At 31.9% G+C, this 16411-nt stretch carries 16 protein-coding genes; 9 read left to right on the forward strand and 7 right to left on the reverse strand.

The genetic code is table 11. From position 1 onward, the window contains the following. Window positions 1-30 precede the first annotated feature (30 nt). Window positions 31-465 (reverse strand): GNAT family N-acetyltransferase, encoded by a 435-nt coding sequence (locus tag NMY3_RS04770; protein WP_196817781.1) that lies wholly within the window; start codon window positions 463-465, stop codon window positions 31-33. A gap of 1488 nt (window positions 466-1953) precedes the next feature. Here NMY3_RS04770 and NMY3_RS04775 point away from each other — a divergent pair. Both NMY3_RS04775 and NMY3_RS04780 read left to right on the forward strand, forming a co-directional pair. Next, on the forward strand, window positions 1954-2952 hold the full coding sequence (locus tag NMY3_RS04775; protein WP_196817782.1) for a magnesium transporter CorA family protein: 999 nt from the start codon (window positions 1954-1956) through the stop codon (window positions 2950-2952). A gap of 79 nt (window positions 2953-3031) precedes the next feature. Then, window positions 3032-4075, forward strand: a complete 1044-nt coding sequence (locus NMY3_RS04780; protein ID WP_231100285.1) for a diacylglycerol/lipid kinase family protein — start codon at window positions 3032-3034, stop codon at window positions 4073-4075. Between the two features lie 160 nt (window positions 4076-4235). On the opposite strand, the gene NMY3_RS16645 is transcribed toward NMY3_RS04780, so the two are convergent. Continuing rightward, window positions 4236-4439: a hypothetical protein gene (locus NMY3_RS16645; protein ID WP_231100286.1), complete on the reverse strand. Its 204-nt coding sequence runs from the start codon at window positions 4437-4439 to the stop codon at window positions 4236-4238. A 286-nt stretch (window positions 4440-4725) separates the two neighbouring features. Then, entirely contained in the window at window positions 4726-4947 is a 222-nt protein-coding gene (locus tag NMY3_RS04785; RefSeq protein ID WP_196817784.1) for a hypothetical protein, read from the reverse strand. A gap of 520 nt (window positions 4948-5467) precedes the next feature. Here NMY3_RS04785 and NMY3_RS04790 point away from each other — a divergent pair. Continuing rightward, window positions 5468-5923, forward strand: coding sequence for a M23 family metallopeptidase (locus NMY3_RS04790; protein WP_196817785.1), 456 nt, complete (start codon window positions 5468-5470; stop codon window positions 5921-5923). 258 nt (window positions 5924-6181) lie between these two features. On the opposite strand, the gene NMY3_RS04795 is transcribed toward NMY3_RS04790, so the two are convergent. Then, window positions 6182-6790, reverse strand: a complete 609-nt coding sequence (locus tag NMY3_RS04795; protein ID WP_196817786.1) for a hypothetical protein — start codon at window positions 6788-6790, stop codon at window positions 6182-6184. Between the two features lie 201 nt (window positions 6791-6991). Here NMY3_RS04795 and NMY3_RS04800 point away from each other — a divergent pair, with 201 nt between their 5' ends. After that, on the forward strand, window positions 6992-7513 hold the full coding sequence (locus NMY3_RS04800; protein WP_196817787.1) for a DUF7482 domain-containing protein: 522 nt from the start codon (window positions 6992-6994) through the stop codon (window positions 7511-7513). Window positions 7514-7821: 308 nt separating this feature from the next. On the opposite strand, the gene NMY3_RS04805 is transcribed toward NMY3_RS04800, so the two are convergent. Continuing rightward, window positions 7822-8904: an NADP-dependent oxidoreductase gene (locus tag NMY3_RS04805; protein WP_196817788.1), complete on the reverse strand. Its 1083-nt coding sequence runs from the start codon at window positions 8902-8904 to the stop codon at window positions 7822-7824. Window positions 8905-9817: 913 nt separating this feature from the next. Between NMY3_RS04805 and NMY3_RS04810 the strand changes: the two genes are divergently transcribed. Both NMY3_RS04810 and NMY3_RS04815 read left to right on the forward strand, forming a co-directional pair. After that, complete coding sequence (locus NMY3_RS04810; RefSeq protein WP_196817789.1) at window positions 9818-10150, forward strand: hypothetical protein; 333 nt, start codon at window positions 9818-9820, stop codon at window positions 10148-10150. 631 nt (window positions 10151-10781) lie between these two features. Then, entirely contained in the window at window positions 10782-11015 is a 234-nt protein-coding gene (locus tag NMY3_RS04815) for a hypothetical protein (RefSeq protein WP_196817790.1), read from the forward strand. A 468-nt stretch (window positions 11016-11483) separates the two neighbouring features. Here the strand turns inward: NMY3_RS04815 and NMY3_RS04820 are convergent, their stop codons facing one another. Beyond that, window positions 11484-11954, reverse strand: coding sequence for a PPOX class F420-dependent oxidoreductase (locus tag NMY3_RS04820; RefSeq protein WP_196817791.1), 471 nt, complete (start codon window positions 11952-11954; stop codon window positions 11484-11486). Window positions 11955-12545: 591 nt separating this feature from the next. Between NMY3_RS04820 and NMY3_RS04825 the strand changes: the two genes are divergently transcribed. Next, window positions 12546-12944 carry a cyclophilin-like fold protein gene (locus NMY3_RS04825; RefSeq protein WP_196817792.1) on the forward strand — a complete coding sequence of 133 codons (399 nt, stop codon included), beginning with the start codon at window positions 12546-12548 and terminating at the stop codon, window positions 12942-12944. A 412-nt stretch (window positions 12945-13356) separates the two neighbouring features. Here the strand turns inward: NMY3_RS04825 and NMY3_RS04830 are convergent, their stop codons facing one another. After that, window positions 13357-13776 (reverse strand): secondary thiamine-phosphate synthase enzyme YjbQ, encoded by a 420-nt coding sequence (locus NMY3_RS04830; RefSeq protein ID WP_196817793.1) that lies wholly within the window; start codon window positions 13774-13776, stop codon window positions 13357-13359. Between the two features lie 494 nt (window positions 13777-14270). On the opposite strand from NMY3_RS04830, the gene NMY3_RS04835 reads away from it, so the two are divergent. Together NMY3_RS04835 and cax are read left to right on the forward strand one after the other, a co-directional pair. After that, complete coding sequence (locus NMY3_RS04835) at window positions 14271-14702, forward strand: ATP cone domain-containing protein (protein ID WP_196817794.1); 432 nt, start codon at window positions 14271-14273, stop codon at window positions 14700-14702. A 376-nt stretch (window positions 14703-15078) separates the two neighbouring features. Next, entirely contained in the window at window positions 15079-16182 is a 1104-nt protein-coding gene (gene cax / locus NMY3_RS04840; protein WP_257720008.1) for a calcium/proton exchanger, read from the forward strand. Window positions 16183-16411: the final 229 nt, after the last annotated feature.

Here is a 16411-nt window from a genome sequence, read left to right on the forward strand (position 1 = left end):
AGGAAACATATTTTTCTAAATATATCATAGTTAGATTCTCATGAATTGGTATTCGCTTAAATTCTTTGTATCCAATCTTTTGGTACAGATGTAAATCCTCTCACTTTTATGACCTGTAAACAATTCATATCTTTTATTATTTTTAAAAGAATCTTCAATTGATTTCATAAGCTTTGTTCCTATGCCTTGATTTTGATAATTAGGATTAACAATCAATCTTTTGATAAATACAGTTTCATCCACCTGAAACCCTCTAACCGATCCAACTATAAAATCTCCTAATACTGCTTTAAGAATTATTGATTCTGAAAACTCTTTTGTTAATTCTTCTAATGTTTGAAGTAAAGGAGGAGAAATATCGAAATCATTGTATATATCTGCTTCACTCAAAAAGGCTTGTTTTTGCAATACTAATATAGTTTTGAGATCCTCAAAAGAAGCCTTTGTAATTTCGACCGAGGTCATTATCATATTAATACGTTTTCAGGATTAATTAACGCTATTTAATTCAATTTCCAAATTCCGTTAATTATTTCATGTGAATGGCATTCATGAAATGTCCTAAAAACTTTAGATTTTCTAACAGGGTTAATTAAAAATTGAGAATAAGATGATCTGCTCAAGAACAATCTTTATGTTCATCGTGATATTATTTTTGATTTCATAAACTAGAATAAATTGAACCCGGATTTCTTAAGTTTAGACCAGTAGCCGAAGACTATCAGAGGTTCAAAGGATTAATGAAAGATAGTAATTGTTTTAATAATTTGTTGTAAATGTAATAAAGATATGTATAAAGATCATCCGATAAAATGCTCGTCGTGTGGCAAAGTTTTCACTTCAAAAGAGGATGAAACTGTCTGTAATGAATGTTCTAAAGAACTCGAAAATATAAAATAATTTCTTTTAAGGTTTTTACTATTAAAACCATTCTGCCATAATGTCTCATACCATTATTTTACTCCTTTAAAAACTATGCCTGGCCGTTTTGAAGGCCGAATCCTATTTTACTACAATCTATCATTTTGTAATTCTTATCGAAATGACTAAGAAGGTTTTACTTCTTTGAATGGATCATTTACATCCAATTCTAAATGGAGAAATTTACTAATAATACTTTTTGAATATTTGAGAAAGTATATTAATGATACTAGAAATAGGTCGGGCAAGTTCGCGTTATTAGGATGATGACCTCCCAAAATATTTCCATGAAATAAGAAAATTAAATTTTGTAGTTCATGCATCTCTGCCACTTTAAATCCGATTTCTTAGAAACAAGAACAGAGACAATTAACCTATCTAACTTTCTACAAGAGGGAGAAATATTCAACGATAATTATACAACTCAGTAGAAATGAAGTGGGCAGAACATGATGCCGCATACAGATAATGAATGCTACCCGCAATATTTCTACAGAGTGGAGGGAATATGGGATGGATGTTATGATCTAGGTAATTTCTATATAAAATGCAATTATATTTAGAACTTGCCAAATATGCAAAATATCAGTTGATGTGGTGTTTTCATCGCATATTGCATGTAAATTAAACTTAAAACATCATTGTCTTTTAATGCATTTATATGAATAATTATCTTTCTAAAAAGATATCAAATTTTATACCAACAGTATCGTCTAATAAATAATAAATAATAGATGTGAAATAATATTAGAAATAAATTACGTTTTATAAATAGGAACATATGACCGCATAAGACTTCGGTGGCTTTCAATCCCTGAGAAATAAGGAAACCGTTAAGTTACCAACCCTTTTGAGAAAACAATTTGATTCAGACTTTGTTCTATTATTTTATTATGTAGCCAGATGTTTGATTATAGAATTAATGGCATATTGCACCATCTTACCAAAGAAATTGATCTTCAAAAATGCTTGATTGATGGGCATGTTGCGATGTGAAATATACATTAATACCTTAAAACTATATAAAATATAGTGCAACAAACTATCTTCTATTTTAATCAAAAAGAAATGATAGAAGAGAAAAATGATTTGAATGTAGATCTAAAAACCAACCATAATCTTTGGATCGACATAACAGATCCTACAGATGAAGATATTAGAGATTTAGAAAAGAAGTTTTCACTAAACAAAAAAGCATTAGATCGAGTTATACAAAAATCAAAAAAACCAGTTGTAAAAGAAACAGAGCATGATAGTAAGTTCACTATTCTACTAGACCTCAAATTTAATAATTTACAACATCTTGAATCTTCTCCACTATACTTTTTTGTAGGAGATAAATGGCTGATCACAATTCATTCAAATAAAATAGATTTGGTAACTAAAGTAAAAACGATTCTCGCAGATAGAAAAACAATTTTGGAATCTTCAATCGATGCCCTTTATTACAGTATAATTTCCTATATCATAGAGGACTATGAAGAGCTTTTGACCGCAATCGAGCTCAAAGTATTTGACATAGAAAAAGACGCACAATATAGACCATCCAAACGAGTACTCACTTATTTGGATACATTGTCTCGGCAGGTTATCATACTTAGACGATATTTTTGGGATGCTAGAAATATAATCAACTATCATACCACTATGGAAAAAGACAAAGATGACATAAAATATATTCAAATCGTGTTCAATAATGTTAATCAGCTCATAGAAATGATTCAATCTTATCAGGATACAATAAATTCTACAAGAGAACTATTCGCTAGTAGTATATCTTTGCAGATAAACGAAACAATGCGAGTGTTGACTATCTTTTCTGCCATCGTATTACCTCTTTCACTTTTGATAGGTGTATTAGGCTTACAGGGATTTGATTTAAACAACCTAGCCACAATACCAAAATATCTTGGCTTTTTGGTAATAGTTATGCTAGCCATAACTGTAGTATCGTTACTGGTATTTTGGAAAAAAAAATGGATATTTTCATACGATAAAGAAATCAAAACAAATCAAGATAATAAAAGGTAAAACAAAATATTCACAACAATTGTGAGTAACAGCACCGACACATTAATCAATACGGACATATACCATGAAGAATATAGTAATGACCAAAAAGTCCATAGTCATAGTAAATCCAAATTCAAGTGGAGGTCAAACGGGAAAAAATTGGGATTCCTTGCATGCTGTTTTAAAAAAATATTTCGGAGAAGACATCGAATACATATTTACAAAGAAAGCCGATGATGGAACCATTCTAACACGAGAATATCTTGAAAAAGGTTATAACAATATAATTCCAATCGGAGGAGATGGGATGATAAATGAAGTTGCTAATGGATTTTTCAAAATAAGGATCGATAAAGGCTTTAACTTAGAGAACATCAAAGATAACAAGAATTCGTCCAAATTTGTTCATCTGGATGTTACTAATTCAGAAGCAATATTAACAGTTCTTCCTGGTGGAACTAGAAATATTTTGGTAAAGTCGTTGGGATTGCCCTCAGAAATTGAAGAATGCTGTAAGACTGTGACTTCTACGGATAACTTCAAGAAAATCGACGTTATCACAGCAGTTATCCACAATAGGAACGATGATAAAGATAAAGATTACGTTAGTCGTATTATTTTAAATGCAGCTGAAATAGGAGTTAGTGCGGAAATAATAAATAGGTCTAAAATGGTTAGAGACAGAATCAGCAGTCGTCTGCTATCCACCATTACAGGAGTACTTGCAACATTACCAACCTATCAAAGCAATGTTTGTGAATTGATTGAATACTTTAACGATACCGGTAATACAAATATCAAAACGCTTTTGACCAAGATGACGATGGCAATGGTATCAAACGGTAGTATTATGGGAGGAGGTTTTAATGCAGCAACAAGAGCTGAAATGAATGATGGATTGCTAGATACCGTTATAGTAAAAAATTCAGGTGGTTTCAAAATACTAGAAAAACTTGTGGATATAAAAAGGGGTGAAGATTCTATTACCAATCAAGACGAGATCTATTATGGTCAATCACAGGCTATAGCATTGTTATCTGACCTTGAAAATAACATTACAGTATCTGTAGATGGAGAGCCAATTGGTATTTTACCATCTTATTTCAAAGTTTTTCCATTGAGCATAAACATTAAGGAATAGCATTGATAAACTGAAAAAGCAAATTAGATTATCACCAGATTATGGTAATTTGACCAAATATTCATTTGACAATATTAAAATATTATGTACAGTAAAACTTTGTGGATTTAGATAAAATGTAGACTTTGTGGGCTTGAGGGTTTGAACATGCATCAACCCTTTATGGAAAATAATAAGATACAATTGATTCTTTCTTAGCTGTAATTGTTTTTTGATTTGAAATGTCCATGAATCTATTGAAAATTATTAATAAATGCTCTAAAAAGTCTTTTTGCAGTTTTTTAAAACTTGATCTACAACCCATGAAATGAAAAATCCAGTATTCTTTTTCTAAGGCTGAAAGGACGTTTAAAACCCTTATCATTGAAACATAACCACATCAAATTCCCAGTTATTCGCGTCACTAATGACTAATCTCGTAACATTGTTAATTTATAAAATAAAGTCTTTTGTTGGATTAATTCTCTAGAGAATGCTTGTTATTCGCAAATTTCCTTGCCTTTTCTATGATACTATGATAATTTATCATTTGCTGAGCAGCCAAGCAAATTATAAAAGATATCGTAAAAATCACAGCCAAAAGAAAAGACAGGTAACCCAAGAAGTTCATTAAATCTCAACTATATCCTTTTATTTTTCTTATTTTCAGATTATTTTGTTTTTTCTTTATTATATTCAGATCCGAGGTCTTTGTCGGTATCCTTGACCTTGTTGATAACAGCTTTTGTTCCTGCCTTTACTTTATCTACTGCTTCGTCAAGAACACTCTCAGACTCATCTTGAGGTCTTCCATTTTCATTATATTCGCTTGTTATGTTAACAAGATTTTCCCCACGGTTTTCGGTCTTTTTATTATTTTGATTTTTAGACATTTCAATCTAGATTGTATAGCATTGCATAAATAGACAATAGAATAGTTGCAACATATTTTCTAGCGAATAAATCATTTAGATGGTAAAAATCAAATCTTGATTCTAATAATAGACAATGTTGGTAGAGATGGTTTTGTAGTTCTGCTACTAGTGCTACCAGATCAATTTTCTAGATTCTTATTTCATGTATCTCTTTTCCAATTGGAAAAATTTTGTTTAGATCATATCTGGATATTTTAGCTGAGACATATAGTAAAGGGCTATTTCTCTCTAAAACATATTTGTCAGAATTGGGTACCTTACATCATTAACAAAGCAATAAAAGAAATAATATTGAGCCGCAAAGTGCTTTTTGATCCGATCAATTTGGGTTCGAATTTTCATTGTTTCTTTCTTATATTTTGGTAATTGATAAAACATACTAACATATTTGAACCTTGTTTCTTGCTATCAGAAATATATGATCTTATTATAGTTTGATAGTTCATAGTCAATGTAAGGTGAGTAATTTTTTTAGATGATGACTAAAAACAAGTACGTGGTCCCTATACCCATGGAGATGTTACAAAGAATAGATAGATCATCTTCTCCTGCTCATATTGGTAAGCTACGAAATGCTGTGGATTTTGTTACCCCTATAGGTACACCTGTTCTTGCCGCAGCGGAAGGCATAGTAACTCAAATCAACGATGATTTTTATGTTGGGGGACCTGATGCTTCTTATTGGTTTTTCACTAATTTTATTACTATTAGACATTCAAATGGAGAATTTTCTAGATATGACCACCTTGATTACCAGAGCTCCAAGGTCAAATTAAATCAAAAGGTTCTTGCCGGCGACGAGATATCCAAAGTTGGAATGACCGGGTATACCTATATTCCACATCTACACTTTCAAGTATATGTGTACACGGGATATAATATTTGGACTGATTTTGAAACAATAGAGATTAAAGATTTTAAAAATATATTATAATCATTTCTTGATAAACTAGGAAATTCATCTTGTAGCCGCCGCCGATCGGACCCGAGCGTTATATTGGAATTTTTTCTTTCTATTAATTATTATATAAAAATAAATTCCTTTTTTATGATGAGGTGTCGAGTCAAATACTCAGAAAAGGATCGAATTATACATTATGTAAAAAAATATTATATTGCGATTTCTTGAAATTTTTGTTAGGATTATTTCCCGCTAACGAAATGTGGAATGGAACTCCAAATTTTTACATTTTTAAGCTATTCCTGCTTCCTCTTTTTTTAATGGGGTTTCTTCCTCATTTTCTTCTGTCAAAAGTTTTGAAGATTTTTCGTTTTTATTCATAGTAGACTTCAAAGTATTTTCAAGCGGAATCTGTTCCTCGGATATGGTAGAGTCAATAATCTTATTTTCTACATCTGTTTCTTTATTTAAAACCGCAGCTTCCTTTACCACTTTCTTTTCTATTTCCAAGTCTGCTTCCTCTGTTGTAGGTTGAATAAGCTCATCCCTAAGCGTATCATCAACTGCCTCATCGATTATTCCTTCAATTTTCGTTGAATCCGCCGTAGTGGTGACTATATCAAGTTTAGTATCAGAACCTGTCCCAACCTCTACTGGTCTTGGTTCAAAAAGTTTCTTATATTTTTCAATTGCTTCAATCTCAGATATGTTAAATTTAAGAACCATTCCATCATAACTATCTACTGCACTTTGTGGAAAACTAAATAATTCTTTATTTACTATACCACGTTGAGTCAAAACCAGACCATTAGAAACTTCTTGAACTTCGCCAAAATCAGCATCATTTAATCCTCTTGCCTCTTTTTTTATCACATCTACCCAATCAATATTTAAGCTCATGATATTATTGATTAAACATATTATAAATATGACAACAACTACGATTGTGTTAATTAATTGTTCATAGCATATTTATGATTAGCAAATTTTCTCATTTTTTCTAAAATACTCAAAATGAATGAGTCCCTAGTATTTAGAAACCCTCCTCTGTTGCATAAAGCTGTTAAATCCTTTTATATATAGCGTGATAGCACCAAAGTAATGGTAAATAGTTTCAACTCAAAAATATTGTGGTTATCAACATTTGTTTTAGGTATTTTTTTGTTAATAGGAGATAATTCTAATGCTCTAGCGGTTGCTAATCATCCTATTTCACTTAATACATTAAATGGGTATGTTGATGGAGTAATGGTTTCCTATATAGTAACAGATACCTCCGATAATAAAACTGCTGTTTCCATTACTGAGAGTCAAGGGCATCAAATAAATTTCGCTCCATTATTAGCGTCAGTACCAAATCAATTCCTTCAGCAAGGGTATGACTTTCTTAATGGGATAAAAGGAGAAGGGCCATTTGGATTTCAGCTTCCTGTTGGAACAGCACTACCAGGAGATAATGACTATAGCCCTTTAATTCATCTAAACTTTGTAAATTGGACAGATCCGGGTCAAGCAAAGATCTTGAAATCAACCGAAGAAATTGTTCAAGCGGAGCAAAGTGGTAAAGTTCGGATAGCTCCATCAGGTATAATCATAAATAATCCTGCTGTGTGGCCTGAATAACTTTGTCTATAGTTGTTTGAACCCATATGATATTGTGTCTGGCTGACTTCGAATCTATGAGGTAAATGAGATCTGTTAATTTGGAAAATATTAGCAAAGATGAGGTGGAATCGCTTCTCGAGAATGAGAATTATTTTACCTATCACTTTATGGTCTTTTTAGGTCGACATTTTTCTTAAATTATGTAATTTCATCTATTCAAAACCTAAAATCAATGTTCCTTAGTGATCCGATTTGATACGGTGAATGTAAGGATTAGACTGGAGTCCTAAAAAATTATTGAGGCAACATATCAATGATTTTATTGACTAATCAAATCGAACTAGAGCCCTGCCCATGGTATCTCCTTTAAAAAGACTAACAAAGGCCTTTGGCGCATTTTCCAATCCTTCGACAATATATTCTTTAAGTTTTATCCTATCTTCACTAATCCATTTAGACATATTTGAATTAAATTCGCTCAAAATATCAAAATGATCGCTCCAAATAAAACCTTGAAGTTTAAGCCTATGTGAGACAGCCAAAGAAAGATTAGATGGTTCTAAAGATGGTGATTTGTTAATATGTTGATCTAGGTTACCAGATGATATCTTGAGATCATCATTGTATTGAGATGTTGTTCCACACAGAGCAATTCTTCCAAAAGTATTCATGTTGTTAATGGCTGCCTCTAGGTGTTTACCTCCAACATTATCAAAATATAGATCGATCCCGTTTGGACACACTCTACTTAATTTCTCAGAGATGTTATCCAACCCTATTTTTCGATAGTTAAAAGCATAGTCTACTCCAAGTTCATCAACTAACCACCTTGCTTTCTCATCACTACCGCAGCTGCCTACGACTTGACAACCCTTTATTTTGGCAAGCTGACACACAACAGAGCCCACTCCTCCTGCAGCTGATGATACAAACACAGTATCTTGTTTTTCTCTTAAATTGCAGATTTTAAAAAGACCAACATATGCTGTGATGCCTGTGATTCCAAGTAAACCTAGAAAGGATCTTAATGGCCCTAATGTAGAATTGACTTTTGATATGGATTTTTCTTCACTTTGAGTTTCTTTGCCTATCCAATATTTCCTCCAACCAAAATTGGCTTTAACGTAGTCACCTACTTTAAACTTGGAACTTTTCGATTCAATTACTTTTCCAATGCATCCACCCTCAAGAGATTTGTTTAGCTCAAAAGGAGGTGCATGTTTAGTTCCTTTGGTCATATAGATGCGTAAAAATGGATCTACGGACATCCAAATAATTCGAACCAAAAAATCACCCTCCTCTTTGAGATCTGGAACTTCCATATTTACTAATTCAAAGTCTTCCACTTTTACCGATCCCACTGGATGCTTCTTTAGATGAATCTCATGACCTGTTCTTTTATTTTTCAATTTACAAACACATAGACGTTAATGATTCAAAAGAACTTTTTTGTTTGGATGAATTGTGTAAATCCAAGCGATCTGATAGTTTGATGAAAATCAAATGAATAGTAACATAAGAGAATAGAGATCACTGTCCAACTTAGTTTGGACCTATCTGACGTAATTTAAGTGAGTACAAATAACAGATTTGGAATACTCAATGGATTATCTACGAAAAGATCCTTAATCTATCTCTCGGTTGGACAAAATATATAGATCCTCTTCTTGAGGAACTGTCATGACGGTAAATTGACAAAAATGATTATTGCCTTAGAGCATTTCTTTAACCTATATGTTAATATTTTAATATTAGTTATAAACGGGACCTGGGGATACAGGATGATATCAATCCTTTAGAATGGGGTCTAATCTGTTTAAAAATTGGGAAATTCTTTATATACTTTCTAATTATGCAAAAGAGATTGTCAACACCTAGGCAAATACTTCTATCTCAATCTGACTTACCATCTCAATTAATTTACAATTGTAATTTGAGTCTAATTGTGATGATTGTTCTTGGTATTGGTTTGCAATTCCTTAAGAGTCTTCACTGATTTCACCATCTTAGATTGCCAACATTTTTTCAATTCACAACTAGTTTGGTGTCTACATACATTGTAAGTGTTGCAAAACCAGGGAATTACTGTCTCACTGATAATTTGGTTGTGATGATTGTATAACACTCAAGGATTGGTAACGATATTTCATAAATCTTGTAAATGGTATAGACTCATGCGTATATACACATTATTTTATTGCTTAATAATAGGTATTAACATCAAATTTATTTAATAAATTCATGTGTTGTATGATGGACCTTAAATCCTATATGTTCATAGAGAATTAATATATAGATGATTATTACTTAGAATTTAAGTAGATGTTATCAAAAAATAAAGAAACTTTTAAGGTGGTAATAATGGTGGGTTTGATGTCTGTTTTAACCTTTGTTCCGTCAGCAAATCAGATCGGATTTTCCTCTCTTCCTCCTCCGCCATCTACGCAGCAACCTCAATCGCCATGCGTAGTTTTCGGGGACACGACCCTACCAAATCAGACAGTCATAATACGATCAAACGAATCTAATGAGCTCATCTCCAAGGATAGCTGCCAAAACCTTGTAGATGAATTAGTTGAACAGTTTGGATTCCGGGTTATTAATACTTCAGAAGTTTCAGGTTGCGAATGTTTTGAGTGGATATTGAAAAACTAGGTATAGCCCTTCTAAAGTAATAATCTCCAATATTTCTATTTTCGACAAAATAGATAACTAATTCTTTTGAGTCTTATTTACACCTTTTCTAATTTCTTGAATTTTTCATCAACAAGATATTCTGCAAGTTTTTTCGTCATCAAACATATATGTTTCCTCTTTTTCTAATAATTTGGATATTTGAAAAATATATTATTGTTTATTGTACTCTAAAAATATGTTTCTTCGGGAAAAGACAAGATAGATGAGTTTAGTAATGGATATATTACATGTCGAGTGCTTGATTTTTTTAATGCTTTCATAATGGGGAACGGATAGATAATACGTGTCAATCATTAAAAAAGAATTTGTCAATCGACTTTGCATTTGAATACTGATCATTCATATTATTTACCACGAATTGATTGCTTTATTATGAATAGGTATTCATAATGGTCCCCAAAGACAATGGAATTATTATTATTGTTAAATGCCAAACAAGATCTATTTTGGTTTTTAATCACTGATTTAATTTATACTATGATATAAGGAAATATTCAAAACCAATAGCAAATCTTATAAAATAGGTTTAGATCTATAGTGTGTGCCAAATAAAAGACTATTTTATTTTTTGTATTTGATGACTTTGTTTATGACAACTGTTCCCTTGATTGCTTCACCAATTCAAATTCAAGGACAACCAATGCCAGAGGATGAATGTGCGTTTCCAAATTCACCAATTAGTTCAACAGCAGACGAGGATTCTTCCTGTAAAAAAAAGTCTACTTCTAACATAACTGATGTTAATTGTTTTGACACACTGCATGATGGCCCGACAATTTGTAAGGAAGCTCAGACTCCATTTGTTCCTTCAGGTGCAAACTAGGTATTGATTGAAGACTGATTTGTCCTCATGGAAGGGTACTAATCATGTTCTCTTCAAGTTTGATGAAGGAAATATAAAAGAAAGAATAGCAAATAATATGAGATTACCCATCCCAACAATTTTCACTATCATTTTTTTAGAAATTCAAATTAACAGTTATAACTTAGTCCGATCATCAGACTAATTCCACCTGTCAGTATTTTCTGATGAACCAAGCGGTTAGACGTTATATTTCTAAGGTATTACTACAAGTAATTTTATATTAGGTTCATATTTGTTTAATAAAGAAAGTATTATCTAGCACCAAAATATATGAACTTGGATAAGGAAAACGAACTCACTACTGAGCTGAAAGTCAAGAGAGATATCAAACGGGCCTGGTGGGCTTCAGTACTAAATCGGTCTTTGAAGGGGATTCTTTAATACTATCTATTAAATTAAAATTTGATATAACAGTATAGTATTTTTTCATCCATCAATACTCGATTTCTTTACATTAAATTTGCCTTCTACAAAAACAGGTTCTTCTATTCCCCAACTCCATTTTTTTGTAGGTCTTATTCTTATATATCGAGATTGTGGATGATCTGTGTTAGACATGTAGCCTTCTTTCCGGTCAACCGTGTCTGCTAATCCATAAATTCTAATACCTCGTGGGTCCCATGGATTTATACTTCTTAAATCATCAATCACTAATGCAACTTTGTTATTCTTTATTACATTCTTATATTTCGTAGATTTTAGAATATTTATTCCACCAACATAAAAATACTCGCCATCAAAATCAAAGCCTACTGGGACAACATCTGGTTGACTACTTTCAACATTTGAAGGAGAGATCGAAGACGTGGCTATTCTTGCAAGTCTTTGTGATTTAATATATTCTATTTCTTTTTCTGTAAACAAATAATCTCTATTAATAATTAATCCGCATTGCATTTAAAATTAGTCACAGAATCAGGTTATCACTAGCTGTTATGTCTTGTTAGATGGATTAGTTATTTATTTTGATGAATGGTGATTTAAAATGGATCCGGTGGGCTTCGAATCCATGAGGTGTATGGGATCTGTAATTAAATAAATATTCCTTTAACTATTGATATACAAATAAATATCGTAATTATTTCTGCATCTCGGATAAACATAGATCACATCGGTATCTTAGTAAATGTAGCCTTTTGTCAGAGTCGGAGTTGGCCATTTTTAGTTCTGGAAAAAACCAAAAATCTATTGGCGATTAGAATAAAAGAACCAATAGTAAGATAGAAATGAGGCAGGAAAAGCACCTCATAGGATATATGTCGTCATAACATACCTCATTTAATGAATTGACGTCTCGATACTCCTGTAATGGATACTTGAGTAAACTGACATGTATAAAATAGTATTTAACGATAATAAAAATAGCTGTGAGTGAGCACGATTAATCCGGCTAATAATATTAATAATTTTAAAAAATTGTTCTTGTTAAATGAAGAATTGGGATAGATACATATTTGAATACAACTTTTGCGTTAGTTTATTTAGTATATGAAAAAGATCATTACTATTGTTTTCTCAGACCTTGATAATAAAAATATCAGACTCGAATTGGACAGTTCATTTTCTCCAAAGACTTTTAAAGCAATACTTGACCATCTGCCGGTCAAAGTCAAAATTAACAGATGGGGAGATGAGCTTTATACAGATCCAACAGAAATCGATGTTAAAGAGGAAGAAAATGCAAAGACGGAAGTTAATGAACTGGATGTTGCATATTGGCCTGAAGGTAAAGCCTTATGTTTATTCTTCGGTCCAACACCCATAAGTAAAGATGGGAAAATATTGGCATATTCTCCTGTTAATGTTGTAGGTAATATTCTAGATCCACCACTGAAAGATGATATTTTAGATCATGTTGAAACTAAATCAAATGTAATAATAAATTAGCAGAGTTTACTGAAAAAACATTTAATCATAATTCATCCTGCAAGAAGCTTGCAATAAAGATATGTTTTATGGGAACATAGGTAGGGGTTGGGTTGGGTAGGTAAAAGAGTTAAATAACAATAATGACGAAGGCAGAATTAATTATTCTTTTAATTTCAAGTAATTTATCAAAACGGTATGAACAAGAGTTTGTGCAGGTAGCGGTTCTATAGAAGTGGTTCTCTTTTGCACGTGATGTTTTAAAACGAACTATTTTGTTATTCTATTTGTTTTTACATGGAATAAAAATAAATGTCTTGTAGAAGGTAAAAATTCTGGTATTAACTTCCATACCTGTTACTATTGTCATATAATTAAATACGATCAGTCATTAATCAGGGAATCATTTTTATCGTCATGGTGCAAGCTATGCTTATTCACCTATTACTTGTAATATGATTTTGCGTTCCCTCGATCTTGTATCCATCTCTATCAACACTATCTGTTGCCAGGTTCCAAGCGTTAGATGACCTTCTATGAATGGAATGGCTAAGCTTGGTCCAATTAACGATGCTCTAACATGGGAGTGTCCATTTCCATCATGCCATGTATTATCATGAGCGTATTCAATATCTTTAGGCACTAGTCTCGATAACATGTCTGGGAAGTCATTTTGCAATCCTGGTTCATACTCTATGGTTGTGATTGCCGCTGTTGACCCGACAACAAAAACTATGACAGCCCCGTTTTCTATTTTACTTTCTTTAACAATCTTGGATACCTGATGTGTAATGTCAATAATGTCATTTTCTGATTTTGATTTGATCTGAATATTCTTCGTTATGACGGTCATGTTTTGTATTAACATTTGAATTATTTTTATAAATAATAAAAATTTTTCATTGTCATCTATTGCACAAGAAAGTATTTGTCTAAACAAGTTGTTAGAAAAGTAATTATTTTGATTAGTGTTTCAAAATATACTTTTTATCTACTTAACCATCAGATCAATGCTTTAGTTTCTAAATTTTAATCTACAAATATTGATACTAATGAATAGACTTAATTCGATTCCGTTTAATCGAATAATTAGTTTGGGTCCAAGGAGTTTAGTAATAGATATATTACAAGTCTAGAGCACTTTGGGATTTGATTCTGATATAATCATATCGACTAAACTACGTATTATCATGAATTCGATTCAAAAATTAAAGAATAAGACCCACTGGACTTTCTGTACAAGCCTTGATAGTAAGGTGAATTAACACTGGGAAATTTTATTTTCACTAATATCGAGGACAATATTATCATATTCATTTATACTTTCATATACAATATTGAAATGAAATGACCGAAGGTCAAAATCAACATCCATTATCAGAATTAATTGTAGAAAAAAGGAGTGGTAATTCTGAAAAATTTGAGGAAGAGAAACTCGTGAGAGGAATTAGCAGGGCAGGAACACCGTTTATGCTTGCTAAAGACATATCCAAATCCATTATCAATAAATTAAAAGAAAATCCGCCCATAGATAATTTTATTTATTCAAGTAAAATACGAGAATATGTTACACAAGAATTAAAGCAAAGAAATCAAAATACAATAGCTGAATCATTTGCTGGCTATAGTAAAAATAATATAACCTCAATTAAAGAAGAGCAACTTAAAAATAATAAATACGATTCAAAAGTTTTACAAACAAAAAACACTCAATCAAAACAGTTGGCAAAAGATAAAGATAACACTTCTGGAAGAGGTACAAAAACAGGACTTCAATAATTACTAATCATTTATTCTTATAAAAATCCTTGGTATACACATAATGAAGGTATAAATTAATACTCCTTAACAGGGGACCCGAAAATAGTGGAAATTCATAATACGTTGGCTCGATTTGGTCCTTGATGACCTCGCATCTGTCTAATTCAGAACAGTTTCCCTGTACGTTACCTAATGATAATTAAAATCCTCAGTTAACCCCTCAGGCTTAAATTCAATGGTTCATTGATTCTTGTTCACAAAAATATTTTTGCGTTGATATGACAAATTAAGTTTAACTTTTTTTATAAAGATATCAAATTCTTAATGTAGTTTAATATCATAATCTACTAACTTTTATCTTGTATTAAAATAAAGAAGTATTAGTTATATAAATATGGTAAAATTTAGCAAATCTTCCATACTATATCTTCTTTTAATATTTGCTCCAATATCTCTCTTTTTGGATCAATTTGATTCTAATGCCACACTTATTTTCATTGTATCTATACTTGCATTGATTCCTTTGGCAAAACTAATCGGAGATTCTACCGAACACCTGGCTTCACATTATGGGTCTACAGTTGGGTCGCTTCTGAATGTGACTTTTGGAAATGCAGCTGAGATCATTATAGGTATAATTGCCATAAGCGCAGGTTTGATAGACTTGGTTAAAGCTTCTATCATAGGTGCTATTTTGGGAAATATTATGCTAATTTTTGGTTTAAGTATGATTGTGGGAGGATTCCGTCATAAAGAACAATCTTTTAATCGTGAAAATGCGGGCTTACAATCCTCAATGATATTTCTTTCTATCATTGGATTGGCAATACCAACATTGCTAGCAATAACTACATTTCAACCACAATCAGTTAACGGAGAAGCAAAGATCCAACTTCTAAGTGACTCGTTAGCTATTATTTTATTAGGTGTTTACATGGCCGGTATAATTTTTACATTTGTTACCCACAGATATCTTTTTACTTCTACTGAATATTCAAATGAAAATGATAACACTTTATCTTCTCTAAGTCTGAAGCATTGGAGCAAGAAAAAGTCATTTTTGATACTTGGACTTAGTATGCTGGGTGTGGTAGTAGTAAGTGAAGTTCTTGTTGGTTCTGTAGAAGAAACAGGCGAAAAGCTAGGTTTTGGTGAAATGTTTGTTGGTGCCATCATAGTGGGTATTGTAGGAAATGCGGCTGAGCATAGTAGCGCGATACTCTTGGCAAGGAAGGGGAAAATTGATTTATCTATTGGTATAGCTGCAGGTTCGGGTACACAAATTGCCCTCTTTGTTGTTCCAATCCTAGTTTTTGCAGGAATTGCCCTAGGTCAACCTTTTACTTTGGAGTTTACAATATATGAATTGGTAACCCTTTTCTTAGCTGCAATAATACTTAACTTAATAGCCCACGATGGAAAAAGCAACTGGTTTGAAGGAGTGATGCTAACTGCTGTTTACATAATCATTGCCCTTGGATTCTATTTCCTTGGATGACTCTTCTTTTCGTCCTCCATTTACAACCTGATTCCTAAAAAAGTAAGTCAAAACTGATATCTGTTTTGCCCTTATTCTTGTTGTAATTCTATTTACAACTATTATTATCTCATCTTATATTCCTGCTATATAGTAAAATTACAACAGGCCTGGTGGGCTTCGTAATAGATATACTACGAGTTCAATAAATCTTGGACTTTCTCTTTATTTGTAAAGGAAGATGGATTGT

This window comes from Candidatus Nitrosocosmicus oleophilus (genome assembly GCF_000802205.1).
GTDB classification, from domain to species: domain Archaea; phylum Thermoproteota; class Nitrososphaeria; order Nitrososphaerales; family Nitrososphaeraceae; genus Nitrosocosmicus; species Nitrosocosmicus oleophilus.